This window comes from Ruegeria sp. BHSA191, from assembly GCF_059613325.1.
Genome location: NZ_JBXWSH010000001.1, coordinates 216,433 through 233,857, shown reverse-complemented (window position 1 = coordinate 233,857; position 17,425 = coordinate 216,433). Strand labels below are relative to the sequence as shown.

At 64.7% G+C, this 17,425-nt stretch carries 17 protein-coding genes; 9 read left to right on the top strand and 8 right to left on the bottom strand.

All coding sequences use genetic code 11. The features are described 5' to 3' along the window. Positions 1-64: 64 nt before the first annotated feature. The 5 genes from rsmA to lptG form a co-directional block, all read right to left on the bottom strand. A complete protein-coding gene (gene rsmA, locus AC2FNS_RS01140; protein WP_496713304.1) occupies positions 65-907 on the bottom strand; it encodes a 16S rRNA (adenine(1518)-N(6)/adenine(1519)-N(6))-dimethyltransferase RsmA in 843 nt (280 codons plus the stop codon). Between the two features lie 84 nt (positions 908-991). After that, positions 992-1,957 (bottom strand): 4-hydroxythreonine-4-phosphate dehydrogenase PdxA, encoded by a 966-nt coding sequence (gene pdxA, locus AC2FNS_RS01135; protein ID WP_496713305.1) that lies wholly within the window; start codon positions 1,955-1,957, stop codon positions 992-994. Next, positions 1,954-3,207 carry a peptidylprolyl isomerase gene (locus AC2FNS_RS01130; RefSeq protein WP_496686302.1) on the bottom strand — a complete coding sequence of 418 codons (1,254 nt, stop codon included), beginning with the start codon at positions 3,205-3,207 and terminating at the stop codon, positions 1,954-1,956. The genes pdxA and AC2FNS_RS01130 overlap by 4 nt, the downstream gene beginning before the upstream one ends. After that, the gene (locus AC2FNS_RS01125) at positions 3,198-5,354 is read right to left on the bottom strand and encodes an LPS-assembly protein LptD (RefSeq protein ID WP_496803752.1); all 2,157 of its coding nucleotides are present in this window, start codon (positions 5,352-5,354) and stop codon (positions 3,198-3,200) included. The genes AC2FNS_RS01130 and AC2FNS_RS01125 overlap by 10 nt, the downstream gene beginning before the upstream one ends. Then, positions 5,354-6,454: an LPS export ABC transporter permease LptG gene (gene lptG / locus AC2FNS_RS01120; RefSeq protein ID WP_496713306.1), complete on the bottom strand. Its 1,101-nt coding sequence runs from the start codon at positions 6,452-6,454 to the stop codon at positions 5,354-5,356. Before lptG ends, AC2FNS_RS01125 begins: the two co-directional genes overlap by 1 nt. A 215-nt stretch (positions 6,455-6,669) precedes the next feature. Here lptG and AC2FNS_RS01115 point away from each other — a divergent pair, with 215 nt between their 5' ends. The 3 genes from AC2FNS_RS01115 to AC2FNS_RS01105 are packed head-to-tail and all read left to right on the top strand — an operon-like array spanning position 6,670 to position 9,702. Beyond that, positions 6,670-8,142 carry a leucyl aminopeptidase gene (locus AC2FNS_RS01115; RefSeq protein WP_496713307.1) on the top strand — a complete coding sequence of 491 codons (1,473 nt, stop codon included), beginning with the start codon at positions 6,670-6,672 and terminating at the stop codon, positions 8,140-8,142. Positions 8,143-8,146: 4 nt separating this feature from the next. Beyond that, a complete protein-coding gene (locus AC2FNS_RS01110) occupies positions 8,147-8,608 on the top strand; it encodes a DNA polymerase III subunit chi (RefSeq protein ID WP_496678018.1) in 462 nt (153 codons plus the stop codon). Between the two features lie 47 nt (positions 8,609-8,655). Further along, positions 8,656-9,702: an aldo/keto reductase gene (locus AC2FNS_RS01105; protein ID WP_496727586.1), complete on the top strand. Its 1,047-nt coding sequence runs from the start codon at positions 8,656-8,658 to the stop codon at positions 9,700-9,702. 74 nt (positions 9,703-9,776) lie between these two features. On the opposite strand, the gene AC2FNS_RS01100 is transcribed toward AC2FNS_RS01105, so the two are convergent. Beyond that, positions 9,777-10,763: a GlxA family transcriptional regulator gene (locus tag AC2FNS_RS01100; protein ID WP_496798654.1), complete on the bottom strand. Its 987-nt coding sequence runs from the start codon at positions 10,761-10,763 to the stop codon at positions 9,777-9,779. Between the two features lie 133 nt (positions 10,764-10,896). Here AC2FNS_RS01100 and bcoG point away from each other — a divergent pair, with 133 nt between their 5' ends. The 3 genes from bcoG to AC2FNS_RS01085 all read left to right on the top strand — a co-directional run bounded on the left by bcoG (position 10,897) and on the right by AC2FNS_RS01085 (position 14,114). Continuing rightward, positions 10,897-11,811, top strand: coding sequence for a 3-dehydrocarnitine:acetyl-CoA trimethylamine transferase BcoG (gene bcoG / locus AC2FNS_RS01095; RefSeq protein ID WP_496712831.1), 915 nt, complete (start codon positions 10,897-10,899; stop codon positions 11,809-11,811). A gap of 81 nt (positions 11,812-11,892) precedes the next feature. Continuing rightward, entirely contained in the window at positions 11,893-13,356 is a 1,464-nt protein-coding gene (locus AC2FNS_RS01090; protein ID WP_496686285.1) for a carnitine 3-dehydrogenase, read from the top strand. Continuing rightward, positions 13,353-14,114 (top strand): SDR family oxidoreductase, encoded by a 762-nt coding sequence (locus tag AC2FNS_RS01085; protein WP_496712835.1) that lies wholly within the window; start codon positions 13,353-13,355, stop codon positions 14,112-14,114. The genes AC2FNS_RS01090 and AC2FNS_RS01085 overlap by 4 nt, the downstream gene beginning before the upstream one ends. Here AC2FNS_RS01085 and AC2FNS_RS01080 read toward each other — a convergent pair. Both AC2FNS_RS01080 and AC2FNS_RS01075 read right to left on the bottom strand, forming a co-directional pair. After that, entirely contained in the window at positions 14,111-14,293 is a 183-nt protein-coding gene (locus AC2FNS_RS01080; RefSeq protein ID WP_093962276.1) for a hypothetical protein, read from the bottom strand. The two genes, AC2FNS_RS01085 and AC2FNS_RS01080, sit on opposite strands and share 4 nt — an antisense overlap. Before the next feature lie 90 nt (positions 14,294-14,383). Then, positions 14,384-15,250: a helix-turn-helix domain-containing protein gene (locus tag AC2FNS_RS01075; RefSeq protein ID WP_496686278.1), complete on the bottom strand. Its 867-nt coding sequence runs from the start codon at positions 15,248-15,250 to the stop codon at positions 14,384-14,386. A 110-nt stretch (positions 15,251-15,360) separates the two neighbouring features. On the opposite strand from AC2FNS_RS01075, the gene AC2FNS_RS01070 reads away from it, so the two are divergent. From AC2FNS_RS01070 to AC2FNS_RS01060, 3 genes are read left to right on the top strand one after another with little or no spacing between them, the layout of a single operon-like run. Beyond that, on the top strand, positions 15,361-15,564 hold the full coding sequence (locus AC2FNS_RS01070; protein ID WP_170432309.1) for a DUF2061 domain-containing protein: 204 nt from the start codon (positions 15,361-15,363) through the stop codon (positions 15,562-15,564). Continuing rightward, positions 15,557-16,459: a fatty acid desaturase gene (locus AC2FNS_RS01065; protein WP_496712836.1), complete on the top strand. Its 903-nt coding sequence runs from the start codon at positions 15,557-15,559 to the stop codon at positions 16,457-16,459. The genes AC2FNS_RS01070 and AC2FNS_RS01065 overlap by 8 nt, the downstream gene beginning before the upstream one ends. Before the next feature lie 21 nt (positions 16,460-16,480). Next, complete coding sequence (locus tag AC2FNS_RS01060; RefSeq protein ID WP_496712838.1) at positions 16,481-17,383, top strand: EamA family transporter; 903 nt, start codon at positions 16,481-16,483, stop codon at positions 17,381-17,383. Positions 17,384-17,425 lie beyond the last annotated feature (42 nt).

Genomic DNA, 17,425 nt, shown 5'->3' with positions numbered 1-17,425 from the left:
GTCGGACTTGCGCCAACGAACAGGCCCCGGGCATCTGCGCCGGGGCTTTTTCTTGGTCAGACTGTCAGGTTTTCCGCAATTCCTGTGCCAGCGCACAGAAGGCTTCGAGCGAGACTTGCTCGGCACGATCAGTCGGCTTGATGCCTGCGGCTGTCAGGCGGTCCTCGATATCGGGGGCCAGCCCCTTGAGCGCCGCGCGCAGCATCTTACGGCGCTGATTGAACGCAGCGGCCACGACGCGTGACAGGGTGTCGGCATCCGCCGGAAAGCGTGGTTCGGGAAGGGCGGTCAAGTGGACCACGGCGCTGCTGACCTTGGGCGGCGGCGTGAACGCACCGGGGGGCAGGGACATGGCAATGCGCGCCTCAGCCCGCCACTGGGCCAGGATCGCAAGTCGGCCATAGGCCTTGGTGCCGGGCTGCGCCACGATGCGTTCGGCCACCTCGCGCTGGAACATCAGGGTCAGGCTTTGCCAGAAGGGTGGCCATTCCGGCGGGGTCAGCCAGCGCACCAGCAGTTCGGTCCCGACATTGTAGGGCAGATTGGCCGCCACGCGGATGGGCGGCGTCAGGTGTTCAGTTGGATCGATTTCGAGAGCGTCACCATTGATGACGTCAAGCCGCCCGGGATAAGCAGCAGCGATTTCCTGAAGCGCGGCGATGCAGCGGGTGTCTTTTTCCACCGCCACCACCTTTCGCGCACCTTCGGCCAGCAAACCGCGGGTCAGGCCTCCGGGGCCGGGGCCGATCTCCAGCACGTCGCATTGGCTCAGGTCGCCGGCCTGCCGGGCGATCTTGGCGGTCAGGTTGAGATCGAGCAGGAAGTTCTGGCCCAGCGACTTGCGGGCCGAGAGCTGGTGCTTGGCGATGACCTCGCGCAGCGGGGGGAGGGTGTCGATTGCGCTCATGATCCGGTTACCGTGGCGCGAGGTGCAGGCGGTGCGCCAGACATTTATTGCCTCCGGCGGGGATATTTGGGGCCAGATGAAGGATCAAGTGCTTTGTGCCATGCGTTGGGCGAGTTTCAGCGCCTCGATCAAGCTGGTGGGGTTGGCGACGCCTTTCCCGGCGATGTCGAGCGCGGTGCCATGGTCGGGCGAGGTGCGGATGAAGGGCAGGCCCAGGGTCACGTTCACGCCACGGTCGAAATCGAGCGTCTTGATCGGGATCAGCGCCTGATCGTGATACATGGCGATCGCGGCATCGTATCGGGCGCGTGCGGCGGCGTGGAACATCGTGTCGGCGGGGTGCGGGCCGGTTACGGTGTAGCCGTCGGGCGCAAGATCGGATAGCAGGGGCGCGATCCAGTCCAGTTCCTCGCGACCCATCTTGCCACCCTCGCCGGCATGGGGGTTGAGTCCGGCCACCGCGATGCGAGGATGTGGGATGCCGAATTGGCGACGCAGTCCATCGGCGGTGATCGCGATCGTGTCGCGCAGCAGGTCGGGCGTGAGCCGCGAGGGCACCTGCGACAGCGGAATGTGGATCGTGGCGGGCACCACGCGGAGTTGGTCGCTGGCCAGCATCATCACTACGCGGGAGCGGCCTGCGAGCGCCGCCAGAAACTCGGTATGTCCTGGGTAAGCGAAATCGGCGCCGTCGATCAGGGCCTTCTTGTGGATCGGTGCCGTGCAGAGGGCCGAGGCCGCGCCCGATTGCACCAGCGACACGCCGGTTTCGATAGCATCGATCACCGAGGGCGCATTGGCCGGATCGGGGCAGCCGGGCAGGTTGGGGGCGGGAAAAGCCAGCGGCAACACCGGCAGCGCCTCTGCGCAGATGTCAGCCACTTGGGCGGGGTCTGTGATTTTGGTCGTGGGGATATCGTCCGGCAGGTGGTCGGGATCGCCGATGTAGAAGAACGGGCAGCTGTCGCGCAACGCGGCCCAGGCCTTGGCGGCGATTTCCGGACCGATGCCCGAGGGCTCGCCGCAGCTGAGCGCGATGGGCGCGGTCATTGCTCGATGATCGTGGCGTCGGCGCGCAGTTGTTCCAGAAGGCTGTCGGCAAAGGCTTGCAGCCGCTGTTGGGTCAGCGCGTTGGCCACGTCCTCGCGCGAGGTGTCTTCGCCCAGGTCGCGGGTGCGGCCGCACAGCATGAGGAACACCAGCGTCTGGCCATTGTTGCGGGTCAGCGTGGAGGACACTTCGTTCGGGTCGAGCTTGGCGAGTTCGACCGCGAAATCGCGCGGAATCTCCGACGGGCTGGCCTCGACGCGGTCGAGCACTTCGGGCGGTTGACCCTTGGCGATGCCGTACAGGTCGTCGCAAGTGTCGACGGTTTCCTTGAGCTCGGCCGCGCGTTTCAAGGTTTCGGGGCTGAGGCCGCCGGGAAGATAATAGGCGGCGTAGTCGATCTTGGAGTACCGCGGCGCTCCGGTTGCGACCTCGCGCAGGCCGCGCAACTGGAACAGGGCGACGGCATTCGGCAGCGTCAGCGGAGGGGTCACTTCACCGGTCTTGAGGCCCAGTATCACGGGCTGCAGGACCGGCGGCAGATTGGAGATATTCAGCCAATCGAGGCGCCCGCCGTTCTCGCGCGTCGGGGCGGCCGAATATTGCGTGGCCGCGGCCGAGAAAGCGTCGATGGTCTTGACCTGAGCGATCTCGTCGGCCAGCGCCTCGGCCTGGGCAAGGGTCTGGGGGGTGACGGGAATGATGATTTCCGACAGCAGGACCTGAAGCCCGCCGCCACCGGCCTGGCCCATGGCGCGGTTGATCTCGTCGGGTGTGGGCCGGGCCTGAGAAATGAAGCGCGAACTGACATAGTCACGCCAAGCCAATTGATTGCCGACATAGTCTCGCACGGTTTCGGGGTCGACGCCCGAGTCGGTCAGCGCCTGCAGGAACTGGTCGGGCGCCAACTGGCCGCGAGCGGCGAATTCATCGATCGCAAGCTGGATATCCTCGGGGGTGGGCTGAATGCCGGCTTCGCGCATGGCCTGCTTGCGCAGCCGCTCGTCGATCAGGGCCTTGCGGACCTCGGGCTCTGAACTGCCGGGAATGCCCAGGACCTCGAGGAACCGCTGCCGCTGTTCCAGTTCGTACCAGGTAATGATGTCCTGGTTGACCCGGATGGCGGGGGCGAACAGGCTTTGGGCCGGGGCCTGATGCGGCAGCGCCGAGATCAGGGCCGCTGCCAGCAGGGGCGCCGCCGATTTCAGAAAACCGGAACGAAGAAAGGTGGAGATAGCTGAAATCAACTGCATTGTCTCTTGTACTTTTTGCCCCCGCCTTCGACGGCGTATCCTGTCAGTGCAACGGTAAAGCCGAATTCCGTCGTGGGCTCAATAGTCGATGACGACGTATATCGCCGGCTGACGGACATGTTTACCTGCACGCATTCGTTTTCATAGGTCAGGCCCAAGCCAAATCTGAGCGGCTCGGATTCGGCCAGATCATAGCGGGCCAGCGCGCGCGTCCGCCAGTTTTCGTTCAAACGGTGGAGCGCCGTCAACCGAATTTCGGAAATCTCGTCATCGAGGTTCTCGGCCGGGTCGGGCTCCTGCCAGATGTAGCTGCCCGATAAAGAGGTGCTGTTGCCCTTCCAGTCACCGCGCAATTCGGCCTTGGTAAAGCTGAAATCCCCATCCAGCAGGGCGCGCCCCGCCAGCGAGAGGTTGTTGGCGGTCTTGATCTGACCGGCCAGAAGAAGGTCCGAGGACGTGCCTTGCAGCCCCGAGGTCAGGGTGAAGTTCGGATCAGCATCGGCGCGGAAAACCTGTCCGATCGTGGCTAGGGCCTGCCAGCCGCCGGCCGCATAGCGGGCCCAGTTGACGCCGATCACGGCGGTTGTCGAATCCTCTCGCCGATCGGGGGCCGGGAACCGGGACATCGACAGCAGGTTGCCCTGGTCGAACTCCTGAAAAGTGCTTTCGTCGTTGGGCACGTTCGTGTCGGACACGTGGGTCCAGCCGATCTGGGCGATAGGTTCCAGGAATTGCGTCGCCCTCGAGGATTCGCGCCGAGTCATGGGATAGCGCAGGGTCAGCGCCGCTCGCGGGGTCGCGCGGCTGAGCTGATCTGGATAGGCGCTGTCGTTGCGGATGTCGAACGTATCGACCGATGCGCCCATCTCGACATCGGCGCGCAGGCCGGTTGCGAAGGTCCAACTGCGCAGCCATTCGGCGTCGAAACTCGCGCGGGCGACGTCGCGCCCGGTGATGTCGGCGTCGCTGGTGCGGGTATGGGAGTGGGTTTCGAAACCCAACCGGACTTCACCGCCCAGAGTGGTCGGGAAATAGCGCTTTTCGTAGAACAGGTCGAACACGCGCGAAGGGATTTCGTCCTGATTCTCGCTGTCGCGCAAGGTCTTGTAGTGAATGAAGCTGGTACGGAACGCGGTGTCGCGCTTGATCCGTTCCAGCGCGAGTTCGCTGCGCAGTCGGTCATAGTCGGGCAGGCCGTAATCGGCCAGATAGCCGTCATCTGACGCGGCCTGGATGTCGAAGGTCAGGCGGAAATCGTTCCTGAGGTTGAACCATCCGGACCCGAACAGATATCCGCGGCCTTCTCCCGGCAGGATGTCGTCGCGGGTATAGGCCCCCTCGAACGAAATGCGTCCGCGTTTGAACGCCTGCCGATAGCGCAGGCCCAGCGTGCGGGTCTTGGAAGACACATAGGGCGTGACGGTCAGGTCGCGATGGTCGCCGAGCTTGAAGAAATACGGGACCTGAACCCCGGTTCCCAGCTGCGACGTCGTTCTGATGGATGGCACCAAGAACCCGGTTGCCCTGTCCAGCGTGGGGTCGGGCAGGCGCAGGGTGGGGAAATAGAATACCGGCACGTCCATCACGCGGAACTGTGCGCCTTCGAAATAAAGCTGCCGTTCCACCTGGTCGTGGATCACTTTGCGTGCGCGGATCTGCCACAGCGGCGGACGACCATCGGCGCAAACGTAGCACGAGGTCGCTGAGACCTTGCTGAACTGCGTGTAGCGTCCAGCGGCGCGGGTCGCCTGAACGGCGGCGATCTGGACTTGCTGGTCAAAGACCATGCGGGCGCCGGTCAGCAGCCCGTTGCGCAGACCGTCATCCAACTCGGCCGAATCGGCCAGAACGGTGGCCTGTCCACCTTGGTCGATGCGGATCGGACCCTCCAGCGTCAGGCCGCCCGTCTCGCGGTCATAGGTAATGCGCTGCGCGGTCAGACGGACATCGCCTTGGAAGGCCTCGACATTGCCTTCCGCGACCAGCTTTCCATCGGCGGTGACGAATACCTTGTCGGCCACCAGCAGGGCGGGCGGGTCCTGCTGTTGCCGTGTGGCGGTGTCGGGTTGGCTGGGCTGCGCGGTGGCGAGCCAAGGGGTGCCCGCGGCCAGCGCAGCCGTCAGCAGCAAGGTCGCGAGCCGGCGCATCAGCCATCCTCCACATGCAAAAGCAGGCCAAGCGACAACAGGATGGCGGCAAAGGGCGGCGCCCAGGCCGCGAGGTAGATCGGCAATTGTCCGTTTTCTCCGAGGATCTGTGCGAAGTTGCGGATGAAATAGATGGCGAAGCCCAGCAGAACGGCGCTGAGAACCGCGATGCCGGTGCCCCCGAACCGGACATGGCGCATGGTAAACGCCGCCCCAATCAGGACCATCGAAACCAAAAACAGCGGACGCGCGAGCTGAACATGCATCCAGACCTCGTATTGCTTGGTCGAAAAGCCGGCCTCGCGCAGATCGCGGATCAGTTGCGGCAGGTCATAGACCGAAACGGAATCCCGCTGGCCCAACGTGTCGAGGATGCGATCGCGGGTCAGCGTCGTGGCCAGCCTGAGGGTCTGGTGTTTGGTCGCCTGGGTTTCGGGATTTTCGCCGTCGGCCAGCGACCAGTCTTTGGCGTCGCGTAGAACCCAGTTGCCGTCCTCAAGCATGGCGCGGCGGGCGACGATCTGGCGGTTTGGAATACCCTCGGGGCCGAAGGTGATGATCGTCACGTCGCGCAACTCGAGGGTTTCGCCGCTTGTGGTGCTGCGCGCGTTGATCACCGACTGTCCCTGAGCTGATCCCTGGCGCAGCCACAGGCCGTCGCGGCTGATCGAAAGGGTCGAACTGCCGCCGTTCTTGTAGAGGTCTGACATGTTGCGGTATTTTTCCGACGTGGCCGCCGCGATCGGATTCAGGAAGGCCACGGCGAGACAGCCGACCAACAGCGCCACCGTCGCCGGTGCGGCCAGCGCACGGATGCCCGACCGACCGATGGCGCGGGTCACTACCAGTTCGGAACTGCGCGCCAGTCCGACGAACAGCGCGATGGTGGACAGGATCATCAGCAGGGGCAGCATTTCCGAGATCGCCGCCGGCGTGTTCAGCAGCGTCAGTTGCAGCAACTGGCCGAAGGACAGATTGACGTCACCAAAGCGCCGGAGCTGTTCGATCAGGTCGATCAGGATCATCAAGGTCAGGAAGATGGCGCCGATGACCAGAAAGCTCTGTATAAACCGACGCGCGAAGTAACGGTCGAGAATCACGTCCGCACCTCCGACCAGGCCTCTTTGGCGGATTCGCCTTTGCCTGTCCGTTTCTGCGACGGCCTGTGCCTGCCGTTTGGTGCCAAATTGTCCCCCCGGACCTGCCGTTCATTTTCGGGCGACCTTAATGCAATTGGTTGGCGGGGAAAACTGCTATCTGGTCAATGCCGCGCCTGCGGGCTAGGTCTGGGGGCAGAGTCTTTCAGGAGCAAGAAATGAGCAGTCTGGTACCGATCCGCTTCCAATCCCAAGATCTGGACCTGATGGCGCAGGCCGAGGGGCGTGTGGCCATCATCATCCCCGCCGATGGCAAGTTGAACCCCGTCGCCCGCCGGGCCAACCGGCTGACACGCGGGGCCATTGCCCGGCTGATTGAAAGTGCGCGGTTCGGCAAGGCCAAGACGGGCGAGGTGATCTCGTTGGCCTGGCCCTGCGGCATGGCGGCCGAGGCGCTGGATGTCCTGGTCCTGCCGCGCCGGCCCGACGCGGACGAGGCGCGCAAAGGCGGCGCCGCGCTGGCCAAGTTGGCCGCGGGCAAGGAACTGCTGGTGATGGCGGGCAACCAAGCGCGGGTCGAGGATCTGGCCATGGGCATCGCTTTGCGCAGCTATGCGTTCGATGCGCACAAAACCAAGGCCGACGCGGATGACGCGCAGGGCGCCGTGACCATCTGCCATGTCAAGGCCGACGATGCCGAGGCCGCGTTCGCGCCCTTGTATGCGGTGGCCGATGGCGTGCGCATGACCCGTGACCTGACCAATGAACCGGCCAATGTGCTGACCACCACCGAATTCGCCGACCGTCTGAAAGAGATGGAAGATCTGGGCCTTAAGGTCGAGGTGCTGGACGAGGACGATCTGACCAAGCTGGGCATGCGCACCTTGCTGAGCGTCGGACAGGGGTCGCACAGCCCATCCAAGGTGGTGGTGATGCAGTGGAACGGCGGCGACGCCGATGACGCGCCGCTGGCGCTGGTGGGCAAGGGGGTCGTGTTCGACACCGGCGGGATTTCCCTGAAGCCCGCGGCTGGGATGGAAGACATGACCATGGATATGGGTGGCGCCGGGGTCGTGGCCGGCACCATGCGCGCGCTGGCCAAGCGCAACGCCAAGGCCAATGTTGTGGGTCTGGTCGGGCTGGTCGAGAACATGCCCTCGGGCAATGCCATCCGCCCGGGCGACGTGGTCAAGTCGATGAAGGGCGACACGGTCGAGATCATCAACACCGACGCCGAGGGCCGATTGGTGCTGTGCGACGTAATGTGGTACGCACAGGAGCGGTTCAAACCGGTGGGCATGATAGATCTGGCAACCCTGACCGGCGCCATCATCATCGGGCTGGGGCATGAAAACGCAGGCGTGTTTTCCAACAACGACACCTTCTGCGACGCGTTCCTGAAGGCGGCCCGGGCCGAGGACGAAGGCGCGTGGCGGATGCCGCTGGGCGAGGCCTATGAAAAGCAGCTGGAGTCCCGCATCGCCGACATCAAGAACGTGGGCGGCCGGCCCGCCGGGTCGATCACCGCGGCGCAGTTCCTGCAGCGTTTCGTCAAAGAAGACACGCCCTGGATCCATCTGGACATCGCCGGTGTGGCCTCGGTGGCGAAGGAAACCAACTATGCGCCCAAAGGCGCGACCGGATGGGGCGTGCGGGCGCTGAACCGCTTCGTGCAGGACAATTTCGAGTAGGCCGATGGGCGCCGTCTATTTCTACCACCTGACCCGTCACCCGCTGGAGCACACCTTGCCGGTGCTGCTGGACAAGGCGCGGCAGGCCGGGTGGCGGATTGCCGTGCGGGGCACAGACCCCGCGCGGATGGACTGGCTGGACGAAAGGCTGTGGCTGGGCCCCGAGGAATCGTTTCTGCCGCATGGTCGCGCGGGCGGGCCGCATGACGCGATGCAGCCCATCCTGCTGACCACCGGACCCGAGGCCGCCAACCACCCGGCCTGTCTGATGGCGGTGGACGGGGCCGATGTGACCGCCGACGAGGTGACTGCGTTGGAGCGGGTCTGCATCCTGTTCGACGGGAACGATCCGCAGGCGCTGGATCATGCGCGGGGGCAGTGGAAGACGTTGACCGGGGCGGGCTGCGCCGCCCAGTACTGGTCCGAGGAGTCGGGCCGTTGGGAGAAAAAGGCCGAATCCGGGTGATGCGGCCACGGGCGGTGCGACCGCCCGCGAGGACAGGAGAGATTGCAATGAAGTTGAAGCCTTTGGGCCGCACGGGGATCGAGGTGTCGGACCTGTGCCTGGGCACGATGACTTTCGGCACACAAACCGCCGAGGCCGACGCGCATCGGCAGATGGACACGGCACTGGCGGCGGGGATCAATTTCGTCGATACCGCCGAAATGTACCCGGTGAACCCGGTGTCGAAGGACACGATCGGCCGCACTGAGGAGATTCTGGGCAATTGGAACGCCGCCCATCCGGCGCGGAGGGCCGAGTATGTTCTGGCGACCAAGCATTCGGGGGAGGGCCTGGCCGCCGTGCGGGATGGTGCGCCGATCTCGGCTGCGACCATCCCGGGCGCCATCGAGGGGTCTCTGCGGCGTCTGCGGACCGATTACATCGACCTCTATCAGTTCCACTGGCCCAACCGCGGCAGCTACATGTTCCGACAGAATTGGGACTACGACCCGTCAGGCGGTGATCGGCAGGCGGTTCTGGACAACATGCGCGAATGCCTCGAGGCGCTGCAGTCGCAGGTGGACAAGGGCAATATCCGCGCCTTCGGCCTGTCGAATGAAAGCGCCTGGGGCACCGCCCAGTGGCTGCGCCTGTCCGACGAGTTGGGGGCACCACGGGTGGCGTCGGTCCAGAACGAGTATTCCCTGCTGTGCCGCCTGTATGACACCGACATGGCCGAGCTGAGTGCCTATGAGGATGTGGGTCTGCTGGCATTTTCGCCGCTGGCTGCCGGGTTTCTGACTGGCAAGTATCAGAGCGGGGCGGTGCCCGAGGGATCGCGCATGTCAATCGTGCCGCAGATGGGCGGGCGCAAGGGCGACCGGGTGTTCGACGCGGTCGAAGCCTATCTGGCGATTGCCGCGAAACACGGGCTGGACCCGGTGCACATGGCGCTGGCCTGGTGCCAGGCGCGGCCGTTCATGACCTCGGTCATCTTCGGCGCGACCACGCAGGTGCAGCTGGAGCGGATCCTGGAGGGGCGGGATGTCGTGCTGTCGGATGAGATTTTGGCCGAGATCAACGCGGCCCATCGCGCGCATCCGATGCCGTATTGAGCGATGGGGGCGCTGCCCCCGTCGCCCTTGGCGACTCCCCCGGGATATTTTTTGCCAGATGAAGTTTGCGCCCGTCAGTGATGAGTGGGCTGGGTGCGGTCTTGTCTGAGGTCACGGGCGGACTGCCCGTGCGCGGTGCGGAACGCGCGCGCAAAGCTGGATTGTGACGTGAACCCCGTGGCTTGCGCCACGTCCATCAGCGGCATGTCGGTGTCGGTGACCAGACGGCGGGCCTCGGCCAGGCGCAGTTGCAGGTAGTGGTCCTGCGGCGTGGTATTCAGCCGCAGGCGGAACTGTTGCTGCAGGGTGCGCGGGCTGGTTCCCAGGGCCTTTGCGATCTCGGCCAGGGGCAGCGGGTCATCTAGCGCGGCCTGCATGATCGCGTTGGCGCGGGCGGTCAGGGCGTTGTGGCGGTGCGGCGCGCCGGTACGGCTCTGCGGTCTGCCGGGTTCGGGGGCGCCTTCGTAAAGAAACAGGCCCGAGACCCGGGCCGCGAAGCCGGCGCCATGGCGGGCGGCGATGACATGCAGCATCATCTCGACCGCGGGGATCGCGCCGCCCGAGGTCAGGCGGTTGCCGGAAACGGTGTACCGGTCGGGGCGCACGTCGACTTCGGGGAAGCGGGTGGCGAAGGTCTCGAGATCTTCCCAGTGGGTGGTGGCGGCGTGACCGTCAAGCAGCCCTGCTTCGGCCAGCAGCCATGGGCCTCCGTCAATGCCCGCCATCGTGGCACCGGTATTGGCGATGCGACGCAGCCCGGCCAGAAGGCTGGGCGTGGCGTGGCGCACCAGATTGAACCCCGCGATCACGATCATCAGGTCGCAGTGGTCGAGACGCGCGAGCGGGATGCCCGGCACTTGCAATGCGCTGGTCAACATCGCCGGTTCGGGCGTTGCGGTCACGTAGTCCCAGTCGAAGGCTGGGCGGTCGGCCAGCCGGTTGGCGGCGCGCATCGGGTCCACCGCCGAGGCAAAGCTGAGCGTGTTGCACTCGTCCAGCACCAGAACGGCGGTTTTCAGCGCGCGGTGCTCGGGCTGGAGGATGTTTTTTGCGGATTTCATCAAGTCTGATTCGCATTCTGGCAAGTTGTCTGCTCAAGGCTGCGCCAGAGTCGGGGCCAGACGCAAATCGGAATCCGGGGAGAAGCCTGGGGAAAACCCATGGCGAAGCCCGGTATAACCTGGGGATAACACCATGCCTTTGGAAATGAACCGCGAAGTTTTCATCACCTGCGCCGTGACCGGCTCGGGCGGGACGCAGGATCGCAGCCCGCATGTGCCGCGTTCACCCAAGCAGATCGCCGACAGCGCCATCGCGGCCGCCAAGGCCGGGGCGGCGGTGGTGCATTGCCATGTGCGCGACCCCGAAACCGGCGCGCCCAGCCGCCGTCTGGACCTGTATCGCGAGGTGACCGACCGCGTCCGCGATGCCGAGGTGGACGTGGTTCTGAACCTGACCGCCGGCATGGGTGGCGACATCGTGTTCGGCGGGGTCGAAGCCCCGTTTCCCGTGGCCGAGGGGACCGACATGATCGGTGCGTCGGAACGCGTGGCCCATGTGGCCGAATGTCTGCCCGAGATCTGCACGCTGGATTGCGGCACCATGAACTTTGCCGAGGCCGACTATGTGATGACCAACACGCCCGGCGCGTTGCGGGCGATGGGGCAGATGATGACCGATCTGGGCGTGAAGCCCGAGATCGAGGCCTTTGACACTGGCCATCTGTGGTTTGCCAAGCAACTGGTGAAAGAGGGCGTTCTGGCCCCGAATGCGCTGGTGCAGCTGTGCATGGGCGTCCCGTGGGGCGCGCCGGATGACCTGAACACCTTCATGGCGATGGTGAACAACGTGCCCGACGACTGGACCTTCAGCGCGTTCTCGCTGGGGCGGCATCAGATGGCCTACGTGGCGGCCTCGGTTTTGGCTGGCGGCAACGTGCGCGTGGGGCTCGAGGATAACCTGTGGCTGGACAAGGGGGTGCTGGCTGAAAACTGGCAACTGGTCGAACGCGCCGGAACAATCATCGAGAACATGGGCGCGCGGGTGATCGGCCCGGCTGAGGTGCGCGAGAAGTTGGGATTGGTCAAACGGGCGCCTGTGGCAACCTGACGAGCGGGGCGACCCTCGGAAATTCTGTCAAACAACGATGGCCCCAGATGCCGTGTGGACGCTTGGGGCGAAGGAGAGAAGATGAAGACGGCAGCGATCATCGGTGGTGGCGTGATCGGCGGCGGATGGGCCGCGCGGTTTCTGCTGAATGGCTGGAACGTGCGGGTGTTCGACCCGGACCCCGAAGCCGAGCGCAAGATCGGCGAGGTCCTAGACAACGCGCGGCGGTCGTTGCCCGGGCTGAGCGATGTACCGCTGCCGCCCGAGGGCGCGCTGAGCTTTCACGGCGACATGGCCGACGCGGTGCAGGGGGCCACTTGGATACAGGAGAGCGTGCCCGAGCGGCTGGACCTGAAGCTGAAGGTTTACAAGGGGCTGCAGGAGGCCTGCGATCCGGGGGCGATCATCGGGTCCTCGACCAGCGGGTTCAAGCCGTCCGAGCTGCAGGAAGGCGCGTTGCGGCCCGAACAGATCGTGGTGACACACCCGTTCAACCCGGTCTATCTGCTGCCGCTGGTCGAGCTGGTGCCCTCGGCCGCCAACTCGCCCGAACTGGTCGCGCAGGCCAAGGACGTGTTGCGCTCGGTCGGATTCTTCCCGCTGCAGGTCCGCAAGGAGATCGACGCGCATATCGCCGACCGGTTCCTCGAGGCCGTCTGGCGCGAGGCGCTGTGGCTGGTCAAGGACGGCGTGGCCACGACCGAGGAGGTGGACGAGGCGATCCGCATGGGCTTTGGCATCCGTTGGGCGCAGATGGGCCTGTTCGAAACCTATCGTGTGGCTGGGGGCGAGGCCGGGATGCGGCATTTCATGGCCCAGTTCGGGCCAGCGCTGAAATGGCCCTGGACCAAGCTGATGGACGTGCCCGAGTTCACCGACGCGTTGGTCGACATGATCGCCGACCAGTCGGACGCGCAATCGGGGATGCACTCGATCCGCGAGCTGGAGCGGATTCGTGACAACAATCTGGTGGGCATGATGCGGGCGTTGAAGGCGCGCGACTGGGGCGCGGGGGCAGTACTGAACCAGTATGACGCGCTGCTGAAGCCGGGTGCCCTGCCGACGCTGGATCAGGCAGACCTGAGCCAGCCGATCCTGACGCTGGCCCGCGCGGTGCCGCTGGACTGGACCGACTACAACGGTCACATGAACGAGGCGCGATATCTCGAGGCCTTTGCTGCCGCGACCGACCGCTTCATGGAAATCATCGGCTGCGATGCCGACTACATCGCCTCGGGCGGCAGCTATTTCACCGCTGAAAATCACATCCGGTATCTGGACGAGGCCCATGCCGGGGCGAAAATCGAGGTGCGCACGCAGATGTTGTTGGGCGAGGGCAAGAAGCTGCACCTGTTCCACAGCATGTACGAGGGCGACAAATTGCTGGCCACGGGCGAGAGCTTTCTGCTGCATGTCAGCCTGGAAACCCGTCGGCCCTGTGCGCCGTCTCCGCAGATCGAAGCCGCGATGGCCCGCATCGCCGAAGCGCAGGCCGGGTTGCCCTATCCCGAGGGCGCAGGGGCGGCGATCCGCAAACCGGTATGACCGGGCGGGTTCTGATCACCGCCGGTGCCTCGGGCGTGGGGCGCGTGATGGCTGAGGCGTTCGACGCCGCCGGCGCTCAGGTCTGGGTGGCGGATGTGGACGCCGAGGCGCTTCAGGCCTGCCCGGATCACTGGGGGCGGTCGCAGGTCGATGTGTCGGATGAGGCCGCCGTCGCAGCGCTGTTCGGCGAGATCGCGGCGCAGTGGGGCGGTATGGACGTTCTGTGCGCGAATGCGGGTATCGCGGGGCCGACCGCATTGGTCGAGGATGTTGCGCTAAGCGATTGGCAAAAATGTATTTCCGTCAATCTGGATGGGGCGTTTCTGTGCGCGAAATACGCGGCGCCGATGCTCAAACGGCAGGGACGCGGCGTGGTGCTGATCACATCCTCGACCGCCGGGCAGTACGGCTATCCCAACCGTGCGCCCTATGCGGCTGCGAAATGGGCGGTGATCGGACTAAGCAAGACCCTGGCGATGGAACTGGGGCCGCACGGCGTACGGTGCAACGTGATCTGCCCCGGCGCGGTGGAAGGCCCGCGGATGGAGGGCGTGCTGCAGCGCGAAGCGGCCGCCAAGGGCATGACCCGCGATCAGGTCTATCAGGGCTATGCGGCGGGCACTTCGATGGGCCGCTTCGTCGAAGCCCATGACATTGCCGCCATGGCGGTGTTCCTGGCCTCGGATGCGGCACGGTTGGTGTCGGGCCAGGTCATTGCCGTCGATGGGCACACCGTGAACCCCGACCCCAAGCTTTAGCCCTGGTTGGGGCCGCGCATCTGGCGGATCGAGGCGCGAACGGCCTGCCAGTTCTGTGCCTCTTCCACGTTTCCGGCGGCTTCGAATTCGCGGGCTTTCTGGGCGGCTTCGGCCTCGGCCTTGTCGCCATGCGCCGAGTAGAGGGCGCGTGCGTATTGAGCGGTTTTGAGAGCGTCCATTCCAGATATCCTCCTTTGGGTCGGATCGTTCGGATTTTCGCGCACCTCACTATAGGGGATCGGGTGGGAAATTGCACCTGTGGACTGGTGTCACCCCGCCGAAATGGCGGCGCGCAGTTGGCGCAGATGGGTCGGGAAATGCCGGGCGGTCAGATCGGCTTCGCGGACCAAGGTATCGAAATGCCGCGTAAAAACCTCGATCCGGTCCCGGTCGCGAAAGGCCATGTAGTGGCTGCCGACATAGAACACGCACAGCAGCGGACCAAAGATGGTAACCGGCGCGGAATAGAGCCGCTTGGCATCGAACAGGTAGATGCGCATACGCGGATACAGCTGCTCGCACAGCTCGAGCATGTGATCGATCTGGTCCAGCCGCGCCTGCAGGGGCAGTCCATCATAATAGCCGGTGCCATGGGCAAAGCTGTGAATCTCATACAGCGGCATAGCGATTTCATAATCGGACTGGGCACCGCGCATCCAGGTCAGGCGGTCCTCGGAGGCGCCGATGGCCTGGTCGGCGGTTCGGCCCAGATGCGGCGCGTATTCCCATTCCAGCACGGCGCGGGTTTTCAGCATGTCGGGCAGAGTGGCCGGAACATAGCGGATCTTGTAACCCGCGGCCTGCTGGTGCCATTCAAAGATGCGCTCATCGACCAGCGCGCGGGGTGCCTCGGTCATGGTCAGCGAGCTGGCCAGCAGCTCGGCCGCGCTTTCAGGGCGGTCCGAGAGGCTGAGCAGCCAATCCGCCGACACCCCCAGAGCCGTGGCGCAGCTGCCCACAACATGGGCGTTGGGCAGGCGTGCGCCCGTATCGGTCAGCAACTGGGAAACGGTCGAGCGATCGACCCCGATGGTGCGCGCCAGCGCGCTTTGGCTCATGTTCCGCTGCGCCATCGCTCGGGCCAGGCGCAGACGGAACTGCGCGGCGCGGTCTCGTTTGTCGAAATTTTCCTGCATTTGATGATAAATATCACGGACGCTGAGATTTGTTAATCATATTCGGAATTCTCGACAGCGCCACTGGCAGGTAACGCTTTGGTGAAAAGCAAAAAAGACTGGGGACCGGAATGGAAACGCGGCGAAGATCAGTCGTGAAAGCAATCATTTGGAATGCGATGGGCCTTGCGGTCATGACCGTGGTGGGGCTGATCGCCACCGGCTCGGCCGCTGTCGGCGGCGCATTGGCGGTGGTGAACACGGCCATCGGCCTGACGCTCTACGTGATTTACGAACGCATCTGGGCCGGAATCTCCTGGGGACGGCATGGCTGAGGCGACCACTCCCAAGTCCCCCGAATGGCCGACCTTTGCGCTGATCGTTGCCTGCTATGCCCTTTGGCTGATCGCGATTTTCGTTGTGGCGGCGTGGTCGCTCTGGCTGGCGGTGCCGATGATGGGTGGTGTCGCGGCGCTGCACTCATCCCTTACGCATGAGGCGCTGCACGGCCATCCGTTCCGCGCAAAGTGGCTGAACGAGGCGCTGATGGCGCTGCCGCTGACCCTGTTCATCCCCTACAACCGCTTCCGCGATCTGCATCTGGCGCACCATCAGGATGCCAACCTGACCGACCCTTACGACGATCCGGAATCCAACTATCTGGACCCGGCGGTCTGGATCAGGCTGCCGCGCTGGCAGCGGTGGGTCTATCAGGCGAACAACACGCTGTTGGGGCGCATGGTGCTGGGTCCGATCATCGGCCAGTTGGCCTTTATGCGCGACGACTGGCGCGGCGCGGTAAGCGGGGACCGCGACATCTGGCTGGCCTGGGCCCTGCATCTGCCGGGCGCGGCGGCGGTTCTGTGGATCGTGGCGCAATCAGCGATGCCTGTCTGGGCCTTTGTTCTGGCGGCCTATCTGGGGCTGGCGCTGGTCAAGATCCGCACCTTTCTGGAACATCGAGCGCACGAGAAATCACGTGCCCGCACGGTTATCGTCGAAGACCGCGGACCGCTTGCCTTTCTGTTTCTGAACAACAACTTGCATGTCGTTCATCACATGAACCCGGCGGCGCCATGGTATAGACTGCCCGCGCTCTATCGCCGAGGGAAAGAGCGCTATCTGGCCTGCAACGAGGCCTATGTCTATCGCTCGTACGGGCAGGTCTTCCGGCAGTATTTCTGGCGCGCCAAGGATCCGGTGGCGCATCCGCTCTGGCCAAAACCTTGATTTGACGACAGAAGGGAATCCATGAGTTTGTGGATTCCCGTGACCTTGGCCGCCGCCACCTTTCAGACGGTGCGCTTCATGCTGCAGAAATCGCTGAGCAGCGTGAAGTTGTCGGCGACCGGCGCGACCTTTGCGCGCTTTGCCTATTCGATGCCTCTGGTGCTGCTGGGGCTGGCGGGGGCGATGCGGCTCAGCGGTCTGCCGCTGCCGGCGCTGCTGCCTCTGTTCTGGCTCTATGCCGCCATCGGTGGGGTGTCTCAGATCCTCGCTACGATCTGCGTCGTGGCGCTGTTCAAGCAGCGCAACTTTGCCGTCGGCATCACCTTCAAGAAAACCGAGGTGATCCAGACCGCCATCGTCGGTTTCATCGTGCTGGGAGACCGGGTCTCGGCCGGTGCGTTCGGGGCCATCCTGCTGGGGCTGCTGGCGGTTCTGCTGTTGTCGAAAACGCCGGGCGGCAGTGGGGCGTGGTGGCGTCACCTGACCAACCGCGCCTCGCAACTGGGGTTGGGGTCGGGCGTCTTGTTCGCCTTTTCTGCGGTCAGCTATCGCGGCGCGTCGCTGCAACTGGGCGATGGCGAGGCCTGGTTCCGGGCGCTGGTGACGCTGGCGGTCGTGGTCTCGATCCAATTCCTGTCGATGGCGCTGTGGCTGGTTTGGCGCGACCGGGCCGAGCTGCGCGCGGTGTGGGACACGCGGCGCACCGGCATCTTTGTCGGCCTCACCAGCCTGGGCGGGTCGTTCTGCTGGTTCTGGGCTTTCAGCCTGCAGAACGCGGCCTACGTCAAGGCGCTGGGGCAGGTGGAGCTGATTTTCAGCCTCATGGCCTCAGTCCTGGTCTTCCGCGAGACGGTGACACGGCGCGAGATTGCGGGGATGGTCCTGCTGTGCCTCTCGATCCTGATCCTGGTCGCAGCGATCTGAGATGCAAAAAGGCGCACGGAGGTCCGTGCGCCTTCTGATCTT

Coding starts and splice junctions, on each gene's coding strand:
- rsmA (WP_496713304.1), bottom strand. CDS start 907: ATGAGCGCAATCGACACCCTCCCCCCGCTGCGCGAGGTCATCGCCAAG.
- pdxA (WP_496713305.1), bottom strand. CDS start 1,957: ATGACCGCGCCCATCGCGCTCAGCTGCGGCGAGCCCTCGGGCATCGGT.
- AC2FNS_RS01130 (WP_496686302.1), bottom strand. CDS start 3,207: ATGCAGTTGATTTCAGCTATCTCCACCTTTCTTCGTTCCGGTTTTCTG.
- AC2FNS_RS01125 (WP_496803752.1), bottom strand. CDS start 5,354: ATGCGCCGGCTCGCGACCTTGCTGCTGACGGCTGCGCTGGCCGCGGGC.
- AC2FNS_RS01115 (WP_496713307.1), top strand. CDS start 6,670: ATGAGCAGTCTGGTACCGATCCGCTTCCAATCCCAAGATCTGGACCTG.
- AC2FNS_RS01110 (WP_496678018.1), top strand. CDS start 8,147: ATGGGCGCCGTCTATTTCTACCACCTGACCCGTCACCCGCTGGAGCAC.
- AC2FNS_RS01105 (WP_496727586.1), top strand. CDS start 8,656: ATGAAGTTGAAGCCTTTGGGCCGCACGGGGATCGAGGTGTCGGACCTG.
- AC2FNS_RS01100 (WP_496798654.1), bottom strand. CDS start 10,763: ATGAAATCCGCAAAAAACATCCTCCAGCCCGAGCACCGCGCGCTGAAA.
- bcoG (WP_496712831.1), top strand. CDS start 10,897: ATGCCTTTGGAAATGAACCGCGAAGTTTTCATCACCTGCGCCGTGACC.
- AC2FNS_RS01090 (WP_496686285.1), top strand. CDS start 11,893: ATGAAGACGGCAGCGATCATCGGTGGTGGCGTGATCGGCGGCGGATGG.
- AC2FNS_RS01085 (WP_496712835.1), top strand. CDS start 13,353: ATGACCGGGCGGGTTCTGATCACCGCCGGTGCCTCGGGCGTGGGGCGC.
- AC2FNS_RS01080 (WP_093962276.1), bottom strand. CDS start 14,293: ATGGACGCTCTCAAAACCGCTCAATACGCACGCGCCCTCTACTCGGCG.
- AC2FNS_RS01075 (WP_496686278.1), bottom strand. CDS start 15,250: ATGCAGGAAAATTTCGACAAACGAGACCGCGCCGCGCAGTTCCGTCTG.
- AC2FNS_RS01070 (WP_170432309.1), top strand. CDS start 15,361: ATGGAAACGCGGCGAAGATCAGTCGTGAAAGCAATCATTTGGAATGCG.
- AC2FNS_RS01065 (WP_496712836.1), top strand. CDS start 15,557: ATGGCTGAGGCGACCACTCCCAAGTCCCCCGAATGGCCGACCTTTGCG.
- AC2FNS_RS01060 (WP_496712838.1), top strand. CDS start 16,481: ATGAGTTTGTGGATTCCCGTGACCTTGGCCGCCGCCACCTTTCAGACG.